18 protein-coding genes and 1 tRNA gene are annotated in these 19,718 nt (G+C 31.0%); 14 read left to right on the top strand and 5 right to left on the bottom strand.

The window, feature by feature from the left end:
* Nucleotides 1-128 precede the first annotated feature (128 nt).
* Nucleotides 129-214 (top strand) — tRNA-Leu (locus tag KJ971_01820).
* Nucleotides 179-532 (top strand): FtsX-like permease family protein, encoded by a 354-nt coding sequence (locus tag KJ971_01815; protein ID MBU1144581.1) that lies wholly within the window; start codon nucleotides 179-181, stop codon nucleotides 530-532. The genes KJ971_01820 and KJ971_01815 overlap by 36 nt, the downstream gene beginning before the upstream one ends.
* A 709-nt stretch (nucleotides 533-1,241) precedes the next feature.
* Here KJ971_01815 and KJ971_01810 read toward each other — a convergent pair.
* The 3 genes from KJ971_01810 to KJ971_01800 all read right to left on the bottom strand — a co-directional run bounded on the left by KJ971_01810 (nucleotide 1,242) and on the right by KJ971_01800 (nucleotide 4,926).
* Entirely contained in the window at nucleotides 1,242-2,012 is a 771-nt protein-coding gene (locus tag KJ971_01810) for a hypothetical protein (GenBank protein MBU1144580.1), read from the bottom strand.
* Nucleotides 2,013-2,190: 178 nt separating this feature from the next.
* Nucleotides 2,191-3,201, bottom strand: coding sequence for a hypothetical protein (locus KJ971_01805; GenBank protein MBU1144579.1), 1,011 nt, complete (start codon nucleotides 3,199-3,201; stop codon nucleotides 2,191-2,193).
* 15 nt (nucleotides 3,202-3,216) lie between these two features.
* Nucleotides 3,217-4,926, bottom strand: coding sequence for an RICIN domain-containing protein (locus tag KJ971_01800; protein MBU1144578.1), 1,710 nt, complete (start codon nucleotides 4,924-4,926; stop codon nucleotides 3,217-3,219).
* A 771-nt stretch (nucleotides 4,927-5,697) separates the two neighbouring features.
* On the opposite strand from KJ971_01800, the gene KJ971_01795 reads away from it, so the two are divergent.
* The 9 genes from KJ971_01795 (at nucleotide 5,698) to KJ971_01755 (ending at nucleotide 14,500) form a co-directional block, all read left to right on the top strand.
* Nucleotides 5,698-6,702 carry an alpha/beta hydrolase gene (locus KJ971_01795; GenBank protein ID MBU1144577.1) on the top strand — a complete coding sequence of 335 codons (1,005 nt, stop codon included), beginning with the start codon at nucleotides 5,698-5,700 and terminating at the stop codon, nucleotides 6,700-6,702.
* Nucleotides 6,703-7,157: 455 nt separating this feature from the next.
* A complete protein-coding gene (locus KJ971_01790) occupies nucleotides 7,158-7,478 on the top strand; it encodes a type II toxin-antitoxin system RelB/DinJ family antitoxin (GenBank protein MBU1144576.1) in 321 nt (106 codons plus the stop codon).
* Nucleotides 7,475-8,167, top strand: a complete 693-nt coding sequence (locus KJ971_01785; protein ID MBU1144575.1) for a Fic family protein — start codon at nucleotides 7,475-7,477, stop codon at nucleotides 8,165-8,167. Before KJ971_01790 ends, KJ971_01785 begins: the two co-directional genes overlap by 4 nt.
* Nucleotides 8,164-9,006, top strand: coding sequence for an aminoglycoside phosphotransferase family protein (locus tag KJ971_01780; GenBank protein MBU1144574.1), 843 nt, complete (start codon nucleotides 8,164-8,166; stop codon nucleotides 9,004-9,006). Before KJ971_01785 ends, KJ971_01780 begins: the two co-directional genes overlap by 4 nt.
* Before the next feature lie 422 nt (nucleotides 9,007-9,428).
* Entirely contained in the window at nucleotides 9,429-9,944 is a 516-nt protein-coding gene (locus KJ971_01775) for a flavodoxin domain-containing protein (GenBank protein MBU1144573.1), read from the top strand.
* Nucleotides 9,945-10,480: 536 nt separating this feature from the next.
* Nucleotides 10,481-11,275: a class I SAM-dependent methyltransferase gene (locus tag KJ971_01770; GenBank protein ID MBU1144572.1), complete on the top strand. Its 795-nt coding sequence runs from the start codon at nucleotides 10,481-10,483 to the stop codon at nucleotides 11,273-11,275.
* Nucleotides 11,272-11,988 carry an HAD family hydrolase gene (locus KJ971_01765; GenBank protein MBU1144571.1) on the top strand — a complete coding sequence of 239 codons (717 nt, stop codon included), beginning with the start codon at nucleotides 11,272-11,274 and terminating at the stop codon, nucleotides 11,986-11,988. The genes KJ971_01770 and KJ971_01765 overlap by 4 nt, the downstream gene beginning before the upstream one ends.
* Before the next feature lie 182 nt (nucleotides 11,989-12,170).
* Entirely contained in the window at nucleotides 12,171-13,097 is a 927-nt protein-coding gene (locus KJ971_01760; GenBank protein MBU1144570.1) for a GNAT family N-acetyltransferase, read from the top strand.
* A gap of 290 nt (nucleotides 13,098-13,387) precedes the next feature.
* A complete protein-coding gene (locus KJ971_01755) occupies nucleotides 13,388-14,500 on the top strand; it encodes a GGDEF domain-containing protein (protein MBU1144569.1) in 1,113 nt (370 codons plus the stop codon).
* Between the two features lie 190 nt (nucleotides 14,501-14,690).
* Here the strand turns inward: KJ971_01755 and rsmH are convergent, their stop codons facing one another.
* Complete coding sequence (rsmH, locus tag KJ971_01750) at nucleotides 14,691-15,740, bottom strand: 16S rRNA (cytosine(1402)-N(4))-methyltransferase RsmH (protein MBU1144568.1); 1,050 nt, start codon at nucleotides 15,738-15,740, stop codon at nucleotides 14,691-14,693.
* Between the two features lie 337 nt (nucleotides 15,741-16,077).
* Between rsmH and KJ971_01745 the strand changes: the two genes are divergently transcribed.
* The 3 genes from KJ971_01745 (at nucleotide 16,078) to KJ971_01735 (ending at nucleotide 18,893) form a co-directional block, all read left to right on the top strand.
* Entirely contained in the window at nucleotides 16,078-17,244 is a 1,167-nt protein-coding gene (locus KJ971_01745) for a diguanylate cyclase (GenBank protein ID MBU1144567.1), read from the top strand.
* Between the two features lie 38 nt (nucleotides 17,245-17,282).
* Nucleotides 17,283-17,744: a GNAT family N-acetyltransferase gene (locus KJ971_01740; GenBank protein MBU1144566.1), complete on the top strand. Its 462-nt coding sequence runs from the start codon at nucleotides 17,283-17,285 to the stop codon at nucleotides 17,742-17,744.
* 300 nt (nucleotides 17,745-18,044) lie between these two features.
* The gene (locus tag KJ971_01735; protein MBU1144565.1) at nucleotides 18,045-18,893 is read left to right on the top strand and encodes a DegV family protein; all 849 of its coding nucleotides are present in this window, start codon (nucleotides 18,045-18,047) and stop codon (nucleotides 18,891-18,893) included.
* 88 nt (nucleotides 18,894-18,981) lie between these two features.
* Here KJ971_01735 and KJ971_01730 read toward each other — a convergent pair whose 3' ends face one another.
* Entirely contained in the window at nucleotides 18,982-19,587 is a 606-nt protein-coding gene (locus KJ971_01730) for a 50S ribosomal protein L25 (protein ID MBU1144564.1), read from the bottom strand.
* Nucleotides 19,588-19,718: the final 131 nt, after the last annotated feature.

The raw sequence follows: 19,718 nt of genomic DNA, 5'->3' as shown, positions 1-19,718 counted from the left end.
TTTAATGAACATGAAAATGGATTATCAGATTATTTAGATTCTCCATTTTTTATGTTTCTTTTATAATGTGAAATTACAAATACATCTGTAAAAAAGAATGTGTTTGCATTATAATAGAAGAAGAATTTGCGGTTGTGGCGAAATGGCAGACGCGCTACCTTGAGGGGGTAGTGTCCAAATGGACGTGTGGGTTCAAATCCCATCAACCGCACCACAAAATCGTCGTCAACTGGGAATTTTGATGAGTATTGGAATGTCGAGGTCAGATATAACCACACTTGTTGCAATCCAATCTTTGAGAATGCTCTTGGTCTCGTTTCTAATATCTATTCCTCTATTTTATCTGTTGATATTCTCAATGAATTCGTTTTTGATAAACCAAGCAGGATTATTAAGCAGTATTATTTCTTATTCACCCTTGCCAATAATAATATCTTTACTAATCAGCATAGGAAGTAATATCATTGCTATCATTGAACCAATTGTTAAATTTTCCAAAACTGAATTGGTCAACATTATATATAATAGGTAACTTCTCAATATTTATATAGTAATTGTTTAAATAGCGTCTTGTCCAATCTTGATTACTTGAAATTCGAATATGACATAACATATTGAGTTGGATAGGTAAGGAAATTTAACAGAGGGAAATTTCATAATATGAATACGAATTGGTTTCGGAAGAAGCATCGAGGCTATATAGAGTCTGTACGGACAATGCGATATGAAGTTAATAAGCATTGAATTTGTGACGAAATATGTTTCTTCGAAACAATTTACCATACAAAAGTCTCGTGTGAGTAAACATAAATAGTACTAAAAATATGTTACTTCGGAGAAGTCGAGGCACTTTTATATAGCACTTGGCACCACTCGACACACGTGGAGTCGGTCTCATTGCTTTCTCTAAAATGACCTTACTTTCCTGCCCTTAACCAATTGACGACCTATTATTTTTACAATAAATGAATGAACTAGGCCACATGATGCTAGAAATAACGATCAGGTGGCCTTTTTTGATATTCTTTTATTAATTCGTTAATGAGAAAACATACGTTTTTTCATTTAACCTTGTATGGGTAAACATAAATGCTTGTGTGAGAGAACATATTTGTTAGTATTGGTAAACATATCGAAAGAAAAAAAGATGACTACCACTAGGTATTTCATCTTTTTTTTGGACTGGCAATATTTTATGATAAACTTGCAACGAACAAGACAGGTTTTATTTTTAACAAAAATCAATTTTTACTATGACTAATTGAGAAATGATAGGTCCCATCTAGCCAAATTGCACCTACTTGACTGATTGTTATAATATACCCTTTGTATTCATATGTATATTCTCCATCAACTACATCTGAAACAATACATGCTTGACACCCCTCTATCACTTTAAGCCTTGATGCTTCAATTGTCGGAGCATAAGTAGAAAGGGGATAGGCAAAGTATAAGTCGATGATCTCGTTTGAATTGCTGAACACCGTGAGCCACCTTTCAATGGCTAGATCGATTCGGTTCTCAGAAACGAGTGATATGCTCAATACATTACCATATTGATCTGCATAGAATACCGTACCCGGAATTGGTTCACCAATCTCAGTTTCATAGCAAGTCGATTCCAATTGTGAAATGAGTAGGTCATATATACTTGAATCTTCTATTTCGGGAGAAATGATGGAAGCACGATCATATAAGAAGGAACCAAAAAATGTTTCAATTTCATGAACGATTGTCACTTCAAAAGGAAAGGTAAATTCAAACAAATTATACACATCCCCAACGAAGTTATATTTACTATTCAAATCTTTCAACCAGTCATCTTCATAATCTAGCTTGATCCCTATGGTGAGAGTATTGGATATGGATGTGATCGATGAAACGTTAGTTTCAATGCTTGTGGTCGTTCGAGATGAAACACTGGCGGAGGAAGTAGAGTTATTCAAACTGCTACAACCCATCAAAACGAATGACAAGAATAATGAAAGTAATAAAATAACTTCTCTCTTCATATAGTTTCTCTCCAATAAAGATTTTTTTCTAAAATCATTTCGAATGAAACAAAGACAAGAGTTGAAAAGTGGAATCTCTAGTCTAATCGAGTTTAGAGGCTGTTCTCGGTCCAAATAGTTGAAGGAAAGTGGATATTCTCAAAAGATTTGGCGATTGTTGAAAAAGCATTGAAGCTGTCTATTTTCCCAAAAGTGATCTTATTTGGGATATGTCTTCATAATCAAATTTGACTCTAGATGTTAAATTAAAATACTGCCCAGATTGCCCATATCGGGTGCCGCCCGAATCAAGCGAAACATAGACTACATCTCCCGGCTTGACAGTTCCCCCAATGAAATCAATTTTGATTTCACTTATTGTTGCTCTGTCTGTTCCTTTTAATACTTCAAGAATTTTCACGGTATATGTTTCACCAAACACAACCTCATTATGTCTGGTTTGGATCAATTCCATGACTTGGACTTTCCAAATGTTGTCAGAAAAATTCACAATCTTTGAGATATCAGTTTCAAAAGTATATGATTCTCGTGAGTTCTTTTGAAGGACTAATTTTTCGACATAAGAAATGACGGAATCTTTATTGACTTCCTTAACCAAATCGGTTCCGTTTTCAATAATAATAGAGTGAATTCCCATTAATGATGAATATTGAGAAATCGACTGATCGAGTGCCAAAACCATGTCACCGGGGATATGGAAAACATCGTGCAAAAAATATGTTTTGTCAGTGATTGTGACTGGTAATAGATACTCATATCCTTCATAGAAAGTGCAATCGTACATAGGATTATATCCTAGTTCTTCTGAAATTACCCCATAATCATGCAAATAGACTTTAATAGTTTCGGGATTTCTGCTTTCATAACTAGAGAATAAGGTTGATATGATCTCGAATTCATATTCGACATATGAAGAAACTCGTAATGCATTGAAAACACTAGTATCTGGAATATTATCACTCAAATTACTACCTACATTTACACCAATTAGCCTTCCTATGAACACATCATCACTGTATTGAATTACAGACTCAAAACTGTAATTAATCGGGATAACAGAAATATCGTTCTCCTCATAATCACCACTAGAAGTATTGATTTCATCAAGATTATTAGTAGAGGTAAACCCCACACAGCTTATCATCGAAAAAAATAATAATATTGCAATAATACAAAGAGTTTTTTTCATTTAATTTAGTCTCCCTTAATCATAAATATAATCCCAGATTTGATAAAGGTGTGCTTTTTCATCATTTTGCAAAATAGAAGTTGAGTATGTTCCATTCATAACTGCATAATTTTCTATACCTCCAATAACATTGTACGAATGTCCCGCAAATCCAAGTGCATGGCCCATTTCATGAGTCAAAACAACATTCATCCCAAACTGATCCTCATTTTCAGCATAGTTAATTATATCTATGTACATTTGGTGATATTCAAAAACCTTTAGGATTTCATTTCCATAAATAACGAATCCAACAAGATTGGAGGAGACAACACCGCACACTCCAGCCCCAGGAACACTGTCGTATCCTAAATCTTCTATTGTTCCGCCATATATTCGAATATCACCACTCGTCTCATAAGGCGTTGTTTGGAAGTTATTGATAAAAGGGTTTAAAGCGTTATCCCATTGGTTCGTTGAATAGGGAATAGCCGCGGTAAAAGCAGTGCTAAAGGCGGGGTCCGATAATACATCGTGGTTGTATATGTATAAATCAATATTCCTCCTTCCGACTCCATAAACGTAATATTCAGGCTCAAAATACCCAAACGCATATGAAAATCTAGTGTCCTGATAATCCCAATTGTATATTCTGGTAAGGTATGTTAAGGTGGCATCTGCTAAATCCCAAGAGATTCTGCTTTCGGAAACGGACTTCAGTGTTAGTGCTCTCCCATTTACATTTGTTCCATCCGAAACTCCTATTGAATAAGAGTATGGTGAAAAACTGCTTCCTTTCGGGACAAAAATATACTCTGTGACGCTCGTATCCGTCCCATCTAATTCAACAGAAATAGTGTTTATAGAGTATATCTTCCATTTGGTATTATCAGAAATAGATGAATATTGTTTGATTGCCCATGTGGAAGTGTCGTACCCCATATACTTGCCACTATAAATATTCTTTATAGTATAGTATAAATCTGACCCCTTGATAATTTCCCATTGTCTCCATGAAGAAATGGTTGACAAATTGCTAGCATTCAGGTCCCACTGATGGATAATAGTGCCAGCATCAACCAAAGGGCCATATAAATCAGCATATTTTCTTGTGTCTATATTCTGCATAAAGTATGTACCGCTGGAAACATCCTCTTGTTTATAGAAAGTCCACTTTGTAGCGGTAGAAGTAAGTGAGTTGCTCAATTGAAGTTCATCCACAGAAGAGTTCACAGGTGATGCGAGATATTGGTAATTCCATAATTTTGGTTTAATTATATACTTTCCTTCATTGTCAACATAAATAACCCATTTTGTGTAATCATTAAGTGTTGTAAATTGTTTTATGTTATTTTTATTAATTCCAGTGTTTTGACTGTCAACGCCAATATACTTGTTGCTATAGACCGACTTAATGCTGTAGTAACCATCCCCCAATTTGGAGATGAACCAATTTTCTTGTAAGTCAGGATGATATACCCACTCATGAATGAGTGTACCACTCAATGTGGAAGGACCATGAATGTCAATATATTTGCTACTATAGTTGCTTTGAATGTAATAGTTTCCCCCAACATCAGCAAAACTGTACCCAATAATAGTCTGAAAGATTGCGATACCTTCAAAATCAATTTTGTTGTTTGTTTCAGGTGAATTTACCTGAGCAAATACATTTATGGACCGCGCGAAAAATAGTGATGCTAGTAGCATAACGAAAATCATGACCTTCTTGTACTCTGGTTTCATTTGACCCTCCTTAATATTATTTTAAAGTGAACACAACATTTAAGCACAAATTGAGACGGTCTTCACAAGTCCAATTATAACAACTGAAAAAGAACAAGTAATTGAAAAATCAATCTGACTTCTAAAAAAAGAAAGAGAAACAGGCAATAATTGTAATCAATAAGATTGAAAGGAAAGAATGCATTGAAAAATCGGTATTTTAACAAGGAAAAAAAGTCACCGATATATATATATAACAAAAACTTGAACTGACAAATTAAGTGAAACTTTCCGAATTTTAATTAGTCACCTGTCATTGTGAAAGAATAAATTATACTGAATTGAATCATATAGTTAGCTAAAAAGTCTTAATAATAAACATACTGGCTCAAACATATTGTGCACCAGTACAATCTATTTGTCAATAATTAATGAATAAATTTTTACAATTTATTCTTCTTGAGTCATTACCATCCGCATAAAAGTATAGACGAGAATAAATAAATTCGCATTACTTATAGTAGATTGATATGGTTTTTGAACAGTGTTCAGTGATTTCATTTGGATATAAAAAGAAGGAGTGCGGGATTGTATCAAAATAGGTAATCTTTCACAATTTTTTTATAGAGAAGTCTTTAAGAAAAACGACTTCATTCTTAATATGAAAAAGTAATTAAGTAAAGCCTCAATTATTTAGCATTAAACTAAATTTTTTTATTGTTTTTTTTCTAAGAACATCTTAAAAAAGAATATCTTATATAGTCAAAATCCATTGAAACATAAGGAGTTAATATGAAAAAGTTTTTCAATTATCTACTCATACTATTATTATGTTTTGTTTTAGTCGGATGCAATACAACAACAGAACAATTAACAACTACAACAACCGAAACATTAACAATCAATCAATTTGACTACGTTACTGAAAGCGTATTTGTACAGACCGGCGATTATTCGATGCCAGGAATATTAACTATGCCTTTGGCTACAGGACCTGTTCCAGCTATAATTTTTATTCATGGCTCTGGTCCAGCTGATATGGATGAATCAGTAGGTGCTTTGAAGATGTTTCAAGATTTAGCAATTCATTTGGCAGAAGAAGGAATTGCATCGATTCGATATAACAAACGGACCTATGAATATGCCGATGAATTGGCCGATGATTACGATTTTACCATATATGATGAAAGCATTAATGATGTTTTGTCTGCATATCAAATACTGATGTCCGACTCCAGAATTGATAATGATCAAATCTATCTTATCGGTCATTCTCAAGGTGGAACGATTGCTCCAATCGTAATGAACATTGAGCCTAATATAGTTGGCGCAATCATTATGGCTGGAAGTACCGAGAACATCCTAGATATTCTTGCGGATCAATTTTTGCGGTATTATGGTCAAGAGTACTTGAACGAATACCTTCCCTATATTGAAACCGCAAAATCATTGACCGAAGTGTTACAAGGAGAAGAAGCATACTCCTATTTTGGAGCCTATGAAGCCTACTGGGTCAACTACAACAGCATCAATTTTACCCAAGAATTATTAAATGCTTCGGTTGACCATCCATTGTTGATAATGCAAGGTGGTACCGACATACAAATAACCTTAAGTAATTTCGAGACATATCAGACATTGTTAGGTGCTAATGAATTATGTGTATTCAAGTACTATGAGGAACTTAATCACTGCTTTGTAAACGGTGTGGGAGAAACGTTGGCAACTGCATATATCGTAAGCAAGGAAATTCCCGATGAAGTTTTGGATGATATCTGTGCATTTATTCTTGGCTAATACTTTGGCATGGATGGACTTTATATTGATAAACTTGCTACAAAAAAGAAAGCCACAAATGGAAGATTTGATTTCATCTTCACTGTTATGTTTATTTACAGGCAAATATCACATCAACTTGGGTATCTGATAACGAAAACTAGCAGCAACTTAGGTATGTAGAGACAAGTATGATTAAACTGATACCAAAAAGTTGTACTAAGTATAGGCCATAAACGTGTCAAGAGAGAAACAGAAATTTAAGATGATTGTGCTTAAAGCTGTAAGCTTCTAGTGCACAAAAAAGTAAATTTGGTATAACTCCAGATTAAAACACGCTATTTTTTTAGTGAAAAACTTGATGAACTTAGTAATGACAAGACATAGATAACTTAAAGACTCCTGATGGGAGTTTTCTTAATAAAAAGCTTGTCAATGTGTATCAAATGTGATACAATTATTATGGGGTGATAAACATGAGAAACGAAGTTATACACGTTAGAGTATCCGATGATCTTAAGGAATCAGTTGAGATTATTTTAAATGGTTTAGGTGTTACTTTGTCATATGCAATTAATATGTATTTAAAACAAATCGAGTTGAATCGTGGAATACCATTTCAAATCGTATTGCCAAATCAGGAAAAACAAAAGGAAATTGAGATATTAGCTCATGCAATTAATTTAACAGGTGGAAAGGAAGTCAACCCATATGCCACAAAGGTACTTGGGTTGTATGCTCAAGATTTGATTGATTATGAAACTACAGTTTTTGCTTTGGGAAGAAACTTATCATGAAAGACCCTTATTTATATGAAGATTCTGATGTTCTAATTAATAAAGCGAGCATCAAAGATAGAATTCTACTGGATGAATTTGAAAATCGTATGACGACGCTTGGTTTAATTACAATTCTAAAAACGGATATCAAGATTATAGATGTTAAAGATATTTTTCAAATCCATAAAACATTATTTTTAAATGTTTATGAATGGGCGGGACAGAATAGAACTATTAATATATTCAAAAACGAACCTATTTTGAATAACTTGAGTGTCGAGTACACGAGTTATAATCAAATTAATAAGGAACTAGAAATAGTAACAACCACATATTTCAAGCAGAATTGGAAAAACCTTTCTAAAGAAGAACTTATGCATCTATTTACAAGAATGATTGCAAAGATTTGGCAAATACATCCATTTAGGGAAGGAAATACAAGAGTTATATCGGCGTTTGGATTATTGTTTTTAAAGCAAAATGGATATAAATTTGATGTCGATATTATTGCAAAAAATGCAAAGTATTTTAGAAATGCACTTGTTATGGCATCCCTTAATGAATACGCTGAATATCATTATCTACAAAATATTTTATTAGATGCCGTTGAAGGTAAGTTTTTAGAACCAAGTTCATCTAAATACATTAAGATTAAAAATTATGATGTCAATCAGTATGAATACAATTATCATAAGGCAAAAAGATGAAACAACCAGATAAATGGAGAGAAACAATTGATCCATTCTCCTTACCATACAAAAACTTTATACTATTGGAAGTCCTCGGATATCCGCACGCAGGAAATGATGTGTTTTATGCCAAAGGGATTTATGAAAAGAAGGAAGTATTTGTTTTCATTAAAGTAGAAAGACAGGATAATGCTAATATAAGAAATGAAATTGAAACTCTTCATCAGTTAAATCTTCTTAATACCCCTAAAGTCATCGATTATGATGAACATAAGACATTCATGGTATCTATTGCTATTGATGGAGAAAGACTATCAACAATAGTAGGCGAAAATGTAAAGAATGAATCACTTGAGTATATGGAAGAATATGGCGAATTACTAGCTACGTTTCATTTCTTAAAAGGTGATTTCAAGCCTGTAGTTGATCGGAGATTCTTCCATATCCAACCCAAAGAGTATTTTGAAAAAATGAATATCTCTTTTCTATATAATTACTTAGCTAACAACTTACCAGAAAAAGTGAACACATGTTTCTGTCACGGAGATTTTCATTATGCAAATATATTATGGAAGAATCATCATATATCAGGAATACTAGATTTCGAACTATCAGGAATTGGGAACAAAGAATTTGATATCGCATGGGCCATTATAAGAAGGCCAGGACAAAAGTTCTTGAATATAAAGGAAGAAGTGCGGTTATTTCTAAAGGGCTATTCTAAAATGGAAACTTACGTTTCCCATAATGTGATATATTATATGGCGTTAATCTATCAATATTTTTATCAACTAGGCAGTGATGACCAAGAATATCAAACCTATGTATTTTCGTGGCTTGAAGAAAACTGTCAATAACCATTTAGTCAAGAAATCTTTTTTAAATTGACACGATTGTGCTTAAAGTTGTAAGCTACTAGTGCACAAAAAGTAAACTTGGTATAACTCCAGAGTGAAACACGCTATTTTTTTAGTGAAAAACATGATAAACTTAGTAATGACAAGACATTGTTTTTTAATTGAAGAACACAATAAACATCGTATTGACAATACGCGTTCAAAATGCTTAAAGGCTTCGGTGCTGAATCAGATGATGGTGAAAAAGCATTCTGAATAAAGAGTGAAGTTTGTCGTCAAAAACAAAGTAAAGAAAAAAGACATACAAGAAAATACTTAGAATTCTAAAATCATTCTCTTAATGAAAGTGGACAACTCTCTTGATAATACGCTCTCATTATGGTGAGACGGTAAAATATTGTTAAATAAGGATGGGATGACTAATGAAGACAATCGTGATTTATAAATCCAAACGTGGACACACGAAACGTTATGCAGAGATGATTGCAAAACAACTTGGATGTGAATGCAAAGATCTAAATGAAATGAAGAAGAAAGACTTGTTGACATATGATAAAGTCGTATTTGGTGCTGGAGTTTATATCAACAAGCTAAACAAGATTCAAAAAGTTTTGACTTTGTTTAAAAACAAACCGATTACAATCTTTAGTTGCGGTGGGAGCATTAACAATTTAGCTTATGAGAATGAAGTCATGCACAAGAACTTGACAGAAGAACAGTTAAAATTCCACAAGTATTTTTATCTTCCTGGAGGACTTGACATGAACCAAATTACTGGCATAATGAAGTTTTTCATGAATATCCTTAAGAAGATGTTAGAAAAGAAAGAAAACAAGACAGAAGAGGATCTTGGCTTTCTATCCGCATTCACGAATCCATCCGATTATGTGGATGAAGTGCATATTTTGCCTTTGATTGACTTTATAAAGGGTATTTAAAAAGGATTTAATAATTCTATGTTCTTTGCTTATAAAAAAACAAAAAAAATGTAAAAATAATATATTTTCAACAGTAAGGAAATCTATTGTTCGATATTTTAGGTTTTTTTAAAAAAAAAAATCACAATTTCATGATGATGCCAGACTTTTATATTGAAACACGATGTTTTTTTAGTGAAAAACCTAGTTAACTAAGAAATGACAAGACATTTAAATTATTTCAAGTTTATAACATTTACATAAGCGGCTCTATTGAGCCGTTTTCTTTTATTCTAAGTAGTAAAAAAGCAAAAAAACAACACGTTGATAGGTGTTGAATGGATTTTAAAATTAGAATATGACCCACTATAATTATTGAATTTTTGAGTAAATTTATAAGTGAAAATTAAGTTTGTTATAAGGAATTTTAACTCTTAGTAATTTTATTTAATTAAAGTAGAATACAAATAGAAGTAAAGACTTAGTTTATTTTTAAATTGGATGATGCTATAATGTTAGTAATTATTTGTAAAAATTAATATCAGGAGACACTTATTATGGACGAAGTGAAAAAAGTTAAGGAATGGTATGACGAACATTCAGAAACAGAATGGAATCGACTTGAAGGATTTCATTTTGAATTTGAAATAACAAAAATTATGCTACAAAGACATATTAAACCTGGAAAAATATTAGATATTGGTGGTGGAACGGGAAGATACAGCTTATATTTAGCTTCCTTAGGATACGAAGTGACTTTAGTCGATTTAAGCGATGGAAATGTTGCCTTTGCAAGAAAAAAAGCAAAAGAATTAAACTTAAACATTACAATATTTCAAGGAGATGCTAGGGACCTTTCTAAATTACCACTTGAGACATATGACAACATATTAGTTATGGGGCCTCTTTATCATTTATTTTCTAAAAAAAATAGAATAAAATGCATTGTTGAAGCAAAAAAATATCTAAAGAAAGATGGAGTTCTCTTTGCTTCATTTATATCTCTTGCGGGAGGATTACTGTATTATTTGGATAATTGCCCAGAAGAGATAATTCATGAAACAGCATTAGATTTGTTTGATTGCATGGAGCAAGATAAATCATGGAGTGGGAGAGCATTCACTGAAGCTACATTTATTGAAATCGATGAAATTGAGCCTTTCTTTCGTCAGTTAGGTTTTTCTAAAATCACTATATTTGGGCAAGAAGGTGTAACAGGGCCTAGATTACGAATGCTTCAATTAGCTTCAGAAGAAGTAAGAAATTTTTATCTGAATCTTTCAGTAAAACTATGCGAAAAGAAGAAATACTTCCCATATTCAAATCATATTATGTATATAGGGAAAATATGATTAAAAAAACAGGAGAGTATATGAGAGAATTTAAAGCAATCTTTTTTGATAGAGATAATACTTTAACAAAAAATAATCCTGAAATGGATTTAGAACTACACAGAAGATATAAAGAATTAAGCAAAGTAGATTTAAACATTCCATATAAAAGGTTCATCAAGTTTTTTAATAAAGTTATGGAACAAGATAAGCCTTATATTCCTTATAAAACAATCGAAGATGAACTATTATTCTTTATAGATTTTTATGAATTACTCTTGATTGATGATGGAGTAACAGAAGATGTAAGAAATAAAGCTAATTACCTAGGTGAAAAATTATGGTATGTTTATAAGAAACCTTTTGAAGAAACAGTAGAAGTCTTAGAATATTTCTTTAACAAAGGGTATATAATGGGAGTAATAAGCGATTGCCCACCATCATTAAAGTATTCATTAGAGTTAATAGGACTTAGTAAATTCTTCACTTCATTTACTGCAAGTTCGATTGTAGGAGTTGGAAAGCCTAATCCTATCATCTATCAGTATGCTTTAGACGTTGAAGGAGTAAAAGCAGAGGATTGTCTATATGTTGATGATACTTTGGATGAAGCAGATGGGGCCAGATCAATGGGATTTACTTCCTTTCATATTGATAGAAAAGGTAATCAAAATAAAACAGAATGGACCATTTCTAATTTGAAAGAAATAATAGAATTTGTTGAATCGCAATGAATGTATATCGACTAATTCCTCTGGAAATCAGTAAACTTAGTCATGACAACACAAGATAATTAAACAAAGTTTATTTCAGAAATGAAGTAAACTTTTTAGATTTAAATATGATATAATTTGAATAAATAGAAATACATATTAAAATATATTACAAATTTACTATATGAGAAGAGAAGGATTGTATGAAACCAAATGACACATTAATGGTTGTTAAGGCAACTCATGAGAATATGAAAGATTTAGTGTCAAAATACTATTATAAGCAAAATCAAAACTCGTATTTAGCTAAAAATTTTACACTTGAAGCTTTAAACACAGATATAGGCTATCTTATCGATAAGGGATTAAGTTATGTTAGTATAGAAAATGAAGTTCCTGTTGGATATATTTTAGGCTATAAAGTAAAAGAATTATTTTTTAATAATCCAGGAGTTTATACGCCTGATTTTGCTGTATATTTTGAGAACAATCAAGTATTGTATAGGTTATTAGAAGTATACTATGAAAAAATGAAAAAACTTAATTTCACACATCATGCAATGACCTTTTTAACACCATTTCATGATGATTTTATCATTCAATTAGGATATGGATTAAGAGTCATAGATGGTGTTAGATTTCCTAAGAAATATATCATTAATGATTCTGAAATTTCAATAAAAGCTGCAGAAATTAGTGATTTCAATAACTTACTACCTATATTTAAAGAACACAATCTTTATATGAGTAGTAGCCCAATTTTCCTCGATGCTGAAGATCCTTCTGAAGAATTAAATGAGGTTTTAAAGGACGAGCATAAAATTGTTTTTAAAATACTATATAAGTTAGAAATAATTGGATTTTCAATCGTTGATAAAAAGTATGCTCCAGGAGGAAAATATTTTAAGGATAGTGAAACTTTAGGCGTAAAGGGAACTCACATTAAAAGAAAGTATCAAAACAAACAGATTGGAAGAAGATATATAGAATTACTAGATAACTACTGTGTAGATAACGGATATAATCGCTTAGCAGTTGACTTTGAAAGTATGAATTTACTTGCTGTTACATTTTGGAGGAAACATTATCATTTAAGTGCAAAAACATATGTTAAATATTTAGGTAAGTAATATATAAATTTTAAAAGAATTAGTTTGTTTATGCAGTGCATTTCATTCGAAAGATAAAGGCTTAGTATAGCTCTATATTAAAACGCGCTGTTTTTTTACTGTGAAATGTGATAAACTCAATAATTGTAAGATAAGGTGATTTTATCCATTATATTTAATTGTTAAAAATTTGCATAGATATACATAAATATTTTTTTCAGAAACATATGCAATCTTATGCAAGGTATAGTATAATGATTGAAAGTAAAGACGCCTCAAAGATTAAAAATTTAAAACTAAGGAGTGTTATAATGACAAATGCAATTGAAACTTATTCAATATCATTTTTGATATTACTCATCATTTTAATCAGTATAAGACGGCATAGTGAGAAATCTCACTTTGAAAATCTTTTGTTTACTGGAATTATTTTGATAAATATGACGCTTCTCATTTTTGATTTCATTCAACTTTGCGTAGACAAACAATCAGGAACCATGATGGTTTTTCTTAATAACTTCTCAAGTTTTATGTTTTACTGGATTGCGCCATTTTTAACCTTGCTTTGGCTTGATTATGTTGATTATTTTATTCATAAAGATAAATTGCGAATCAGAAAATTTCACAAGTTTCTTGCAGTCCCTATGCTTCTTTACGTTCTTTTATGTTTCTTAAGCATGTTTACCAATATATTCTTTTATGTGGATTCTTCGAACACTTACTCAAGAGGAAACTTTTATTTGTTATACCTGATAATTATGTATTCTTTTGTAGTTCTTTCAACTTATTACATTATAAAGTATCGAAAAAGATTTTCAAAATCAACTTATTATCCATTGTTATTATTCGCTGTACCACCAGCAATTGGCGGAATTATACAAGCTTTTTCCTATGGATTATTACTTGCTTGGCCTATGACCATGATTTCAGTGTTCATGGTGTTTGTCTTTGTTCAATCAAAACGAGCAAATACCGATTACTTAACGGATATATTCAATAAACGAGAATTTGATAATTATATAAATGTAATTTCAAAATCAAGAAAACACAATTACTATTTGGCAGGAATTTTTGCTGATTTAGATGGTTTTAAGATGATTAACGATAAATACGGGCATTATATTGGAGATTTAGTTTTAAAGGAAACTTCTTTTCTTTTAAAACAAAGTTTTGGCCCAGAGCATTTCATCGCCCGTTTGGGAGGGGATGAATTTGGTGTAATTTTTAAGCTTGAAAAACCTGAATTGTTAAATGTTCTCATTCAAAAACTAAATGATAATTTTGCTGATTTCAACGAGAATAAAAAGTTTCCTTTTGAAATTAAATTAAGTATTGGTTCGCAAGTATATGATGAAGCCATTCATGGAAGTGTTCAAGATTTTGTTAAAATATTAGATGAATTGATGTATGCTGAAAAACAGTAGTTTTAAGAGCGAGTTTAGTTATTAGATTCACTTTAGTCAAGTATTCTATGATTTAGTTGGATGTTAAATATTAAGTTTTATATCTCAAAATAAAAGGCCATCGAACGAAATAATTATCGTTTGATGACCTTTTTTACATACATGAAATTATTTGTTTTATATTAAAAGAATTCAAAATAGAAATAATAGGCTAGGCTTTAATTGCCCACCGAAGTTTAGCAGAGCGAGCTCGACTGTTAGAGTTTTGTTCTTCCATGGATGGGCGAATGGGGTCAGGTGCGATTGCACTATAAATACCCTCTCTAAAAAAATGCTGAAAAGATTTTTTTACGAGTCGATCTTCACCAGAATGAAATGAAAGTATTGCGATTTTTCCACCCTTTGAAAGAATCAAGGGAAGTTTTTCCAAAAATTCATATAATGATTCAAGTTCATGGTTAACATCAATTCTAAGCGCTTGAAAAGATCGTTGACACGATTTTTTAATTTCTTCATCTCTTATCGTTTGAGAAAGAAATATAAGAGCATTTTTGATTATTTTTTGAAGATGAGTAGTTGTCAATATATCGATACCTTTTCGATATTCAGATACAATTTCAAAAGCGATTTCTTTAGCGTATGGTTCATCAGAATTTTCTATAAGCATTCCTTGTATTTCGATTTGAGTCATTCCTTTTAGGCGAGCAGAAGCTGATATGCCTTTCTTTGGATTCATTCGCAAATCTAAAGGGCCCTCAGTTTTAAAGGAAAACCCTCTTTCAGGATTATCAATTTGCATGGAAGAAACACCTAAATCTGCTAATATAAATTGAAGTGGACCAGATTCTTTATATATTTCATCAATATGAGAAAAATTCATATGCTTAATCGTAAGAATAGTTTCATCGAATCCTAATTTGCTTAAACGTTCTAAAGTATGTGGCAATTCAATTGAATCGATATCAATTGCATATAAATGACCAGTATGGTTCAAACATTTTAGTATCTCCAGAGTATGGCCACCATAACCAAGTGTTGCGTCAAGTCCAATTTGCCCCGGCATAATTTGTAGTATTTCCAAAATTTCATTTACGCAGATGGGACGGTGCATTCCGGCAGGAGTATTTCCTTTTTGAATGACTTTTTCAATCGTATCTGTATATTTATCTGGTTGTAATTCTTTGTATTTAGCCTCAAATGACTTTGGATGAGTACCTTTATAACGAACACGTCTTTTGTGTTCTTGTTCTGAATTGTTCAAGGGTATACACCCACCTTATCTTATAATTAGTTTTTTATTTTTATACAAATCTTATGATACCTTAATTGCGATGTAAATGCAATCAATTGAGGATTATAGATTATGAAATGTCTACTAAATTCCGCGTTAAGCGTTTCAAATGAAATATAATTTAATATATTTTACATTAATCAATATTATTAAAAATTGATACTTTTCTTTTTTGACTGAGAGCCATTTACCTAATTCATTTAATGTAGTATAATTCAAACAACTACAACTTCATTAAATCATTTTGTGATTTGTAATTATTAAGTTCAAAAAAGACTCAAATATATTTTTAGGAAGTGAGGACAAAATGCCAACTAAGCCAAATATTGAGGCAACATCTCAAAAAATAAATGATTTAGATCAAACAGCAGAAAAGAAAGGCATGTCTTCCAAAAAAATCAGTTCAAAACCCGACGTTTTATTTTCTAAAGATATTCCAAAATCAAAAGAGAAAGAAATTAAAAATTTGATATATCATGATTCTTTAACTGGTTTAAATAACAGACAATTTTTTTTGGAAAATCTTTCCATTTTAGATTCTTTAGATAATCTTCCTCTTTCGATTATCGTAGGAGATATTAATTGTTTTAAACTTGTAAACGATTCTCTTGGTTATATTTATGGCAATAAATTATTAAAAACATTTGCCAAAATATTTCAAAACACTTGTCGTCCTTTTGATATTGTCGCAAGAATTGACAGCAATAAGTTCGTTTTTATATTACCAAAATTAGAAGAATCTTTAGCAATTAAAATGATAAAAATGATCACAATTCGAATTGAAAATGATCCAATAAATTTACTTAAGTCATCAATGACTTTTGGATGTAAAACAAAACAACTTGTAAAAGAAGACATTAATGAAATCATTGAATCTGCAGAAAATCAAATGTATCAACAAAAAGTGAATGAAAAAAATAATTTAGTGCGAGAAATGATTATCCAAATCATGTCTACGTTATATGATAGAAATCATCGAGAAAGATTACATTCACAAAAAGTTAGTGTGATTTGCGAAAAAATAGCAGTGTTTTTAGGATTAGATGTTCAAGAACGTCATGATTTAAAAATGGCAGCGTTAATGCATGATATAGGAAATATATACATAGATGAAAGCATCCTTCATAAAAGAGGAAAACTCACTCGAAAAGAATGGATTCAAATAAAAAAACATACTGAAGTAGGATATAGGATATTAATTTCTTCAAAGGAATTTTTAAAAATTGCAGATAGTATTTTACAACATCATGAAAAATGGGATGGAACGGGATATCCAAAAGGTTTAAAAGGAAAAGATATTTTATTGAATGCTCGTGTAATCGCAATCGCTGATGCTTATGAAGCTATGACTTCTGTAAGATCTTATCGCAAAAAGATGAGTAAACAAGAAGCGTTTGAAGAAATAAAACGCTGTTCTGGAACACAATTTGATCCAAAACTTGTAAGGCTTTTTATTAATCATTACTCAGAATAAAAGCAAACACAAAAATTTTAAATTATTAAGGAGTAAAAATGGAAGTTAAAATCATTACAGATGTCAATACAAAATCGAACATATGCAAGGTAGTATTAAATGATTTACATGAATGGTTTGGTATTGAAGAATCTAAAAAACAATACATCGAAATGGTTAAAAAATATGTATTTTTTGCTATGTATGAAAATGAAACTCCCGTTGCATTTTATTCGATTAAAGAAGAAAATATAAATACATTAGAGATGGTTGTTTTAGGTGTTTTAAAGAAATATCAGCATCAAGGAATTGGAACAAAATTACAAAAATCAGTAGAAGAATATGCTAAAAAAAATGGATATATAAATATAATTGTGTTAACGTTAGCATCAAAGCATAAAGATGTAGCATATGCCGCCACAAGAAAATTTTACTACAAACAAGGATTTGAAGATATCTACCAAAGCGATAAAATCTGGGATGAATTTAATCCATGTCAAATTATGTTGAAAAGACTTTAAAATAATTCAATCATTTTAATCTAAAACTCATAGATTAAAATGATTTTTTTATAGTTAATAGATAATTAAAATCAAAAAATAAGTTGTTTAATAAAGAATAAAAAAACAGAAATAATCACAAAAAAATCATAATAAGTATATTGACAGACATAGTACTTTCTGTTAAAGTGTTATGTGTGACATAGTAATGTTTTTTTAAAATTAATTTCTAGTCATTTCATCAAGATTTCGTTTTTGATGAGAAAGAGTATTAGTTAAAATATTGAATATAATCTTCACATTTTCCAAGGAGGAAAAAGCATGAAAATAGCTGTATTAACAGATTCTGCTGCGAATTTAGAACCTGAGTTTATCAAAAGACATACTAATCTATTTGTTATTCCATTAATGATTTTGGTTGATGAAAAGAGTTATCGTGATCAAGTTGAAATAACAGCACAAGAAGTGTATGAACAACTTGACTCTCATCAAATTTCTACTAGTTTACCAAACCCTGGGGATTTAAGTCTAGCCTTAGATGAAATGAAAGAAAAAGGATTTACAGATGTTATCGCCATCAATATTTCTTCTGGATTAAGTGGAACCTTTAATTCTTTTCGGTTGGCGTTTAAACGTGTAGAAGGATTAAATATTGTACACTATGATTCTAAAACGTTGGGTGGAGGGCTTGGGTGCTTAGTGGAGTATGCGCTTGAGTTGGTAAAGAAAAAAACACCGATTGAAAAAATTGTCCCCGCATTAGATCAACTTAGATACAAAGATAGCATAGCTTTTTATACTATTAATACTTTAAAGTATTTACGAAAAGGTGGAAGAATTGGAAAGGTAGAAGGAACCATTGGCGATATTTTACACATTAAACCAGTAATTACAGTAAATGATGAAGGTGTTTATGTTACGATGTCAAAAGCTTTTGGTTTAAACCGATCTTTAATCTCAATGAAAAATATTTTAGTAACTAAATTTGGAACAGATTTAATTGATTTGATTGTGCATTATGGCGATGATCCTGTTATGGCAGAAGAATTAGGAAACAAACTGAAAACAGTTTTGAATATTCGAAATCTTTCTATGTCTAGATTAACTCCCGTATTAGGAATCCATACTGGACCTAAAATGTTCGCATATGTAGCAAGAAGAGTAGCATAAGAAATTGATCTTTTACAAAAAGCAGAGTTAATCTGCTTTTTTTTAATAAAAAAAAGCCACTTGAAGTGGCTTTAATTGGTAGTAATAATTATTCGGTTTTTGTTTCTGATTCCACTTCAGGTAAATCAACAGTTTCTGTTTCTTCCTCTTCAGGAGATTCAACGGATAAACTTGATTCTTTGATAATGAAAATTAAATGTTCAGGATCATCAAGGATTTTAACTCCTTTTGGAACCGCGATATCTTTAATATAAATGGCGTCGTCCACATTCATGTTTTCTACATTAAATTCAAACTTAGAAACACCTTGGTCGGCTGAATATTCACATTCAACAGAAGAAATGGCCATTTGAACAAATAGTTTTCTTTTCTCAACTTCATCTTTTCCATGAATTACAAATGGAACACGAGATGAAATTATTTCATCTTTCGTAATGCAATGCAATTCAAAATGGATAATGTCATTTTGATTCATAGCATTTTTTTGAACATTTTTAATGTATACAATGAGTTTCTTTTTATTTAATGTAATGGGAAAAGTCATTGTTTTTCCATAGGTGCTTAAAGCTTCTTTAAAAACTTTATCTTCAACTTCAATCGATTCAGATTCGATTGATTTGCCATAGATTGCACCAGGAATCATTAAATCTTTTCTAACTTCCCTTAACGGTCTAGTTCTTAGATATACTTTCATTATTTTCTCCTTCTAGAGCTTTTTTATTATTATACCACGATTATGCAATATTGTCCATGTAACTCCTAGCAATCATTGTGTGTTTTTTTGAAAACAATTAATATATATTTTGATAAGAGAAGTAATAAAAA

The sequence above is a fragment of the Bacillota bacterium genome, from assembly GCA_018818595.1.
Classification (GTDB): domain Bacteria; phylum Bacillota_I; class Bacilli_A; order Izemoplasmatales; family Hujiaoplasmataceae; genus JAHIRM01.
This window is presented reverse-complemented; position numbering and strand designations above follow the sequence as displayed.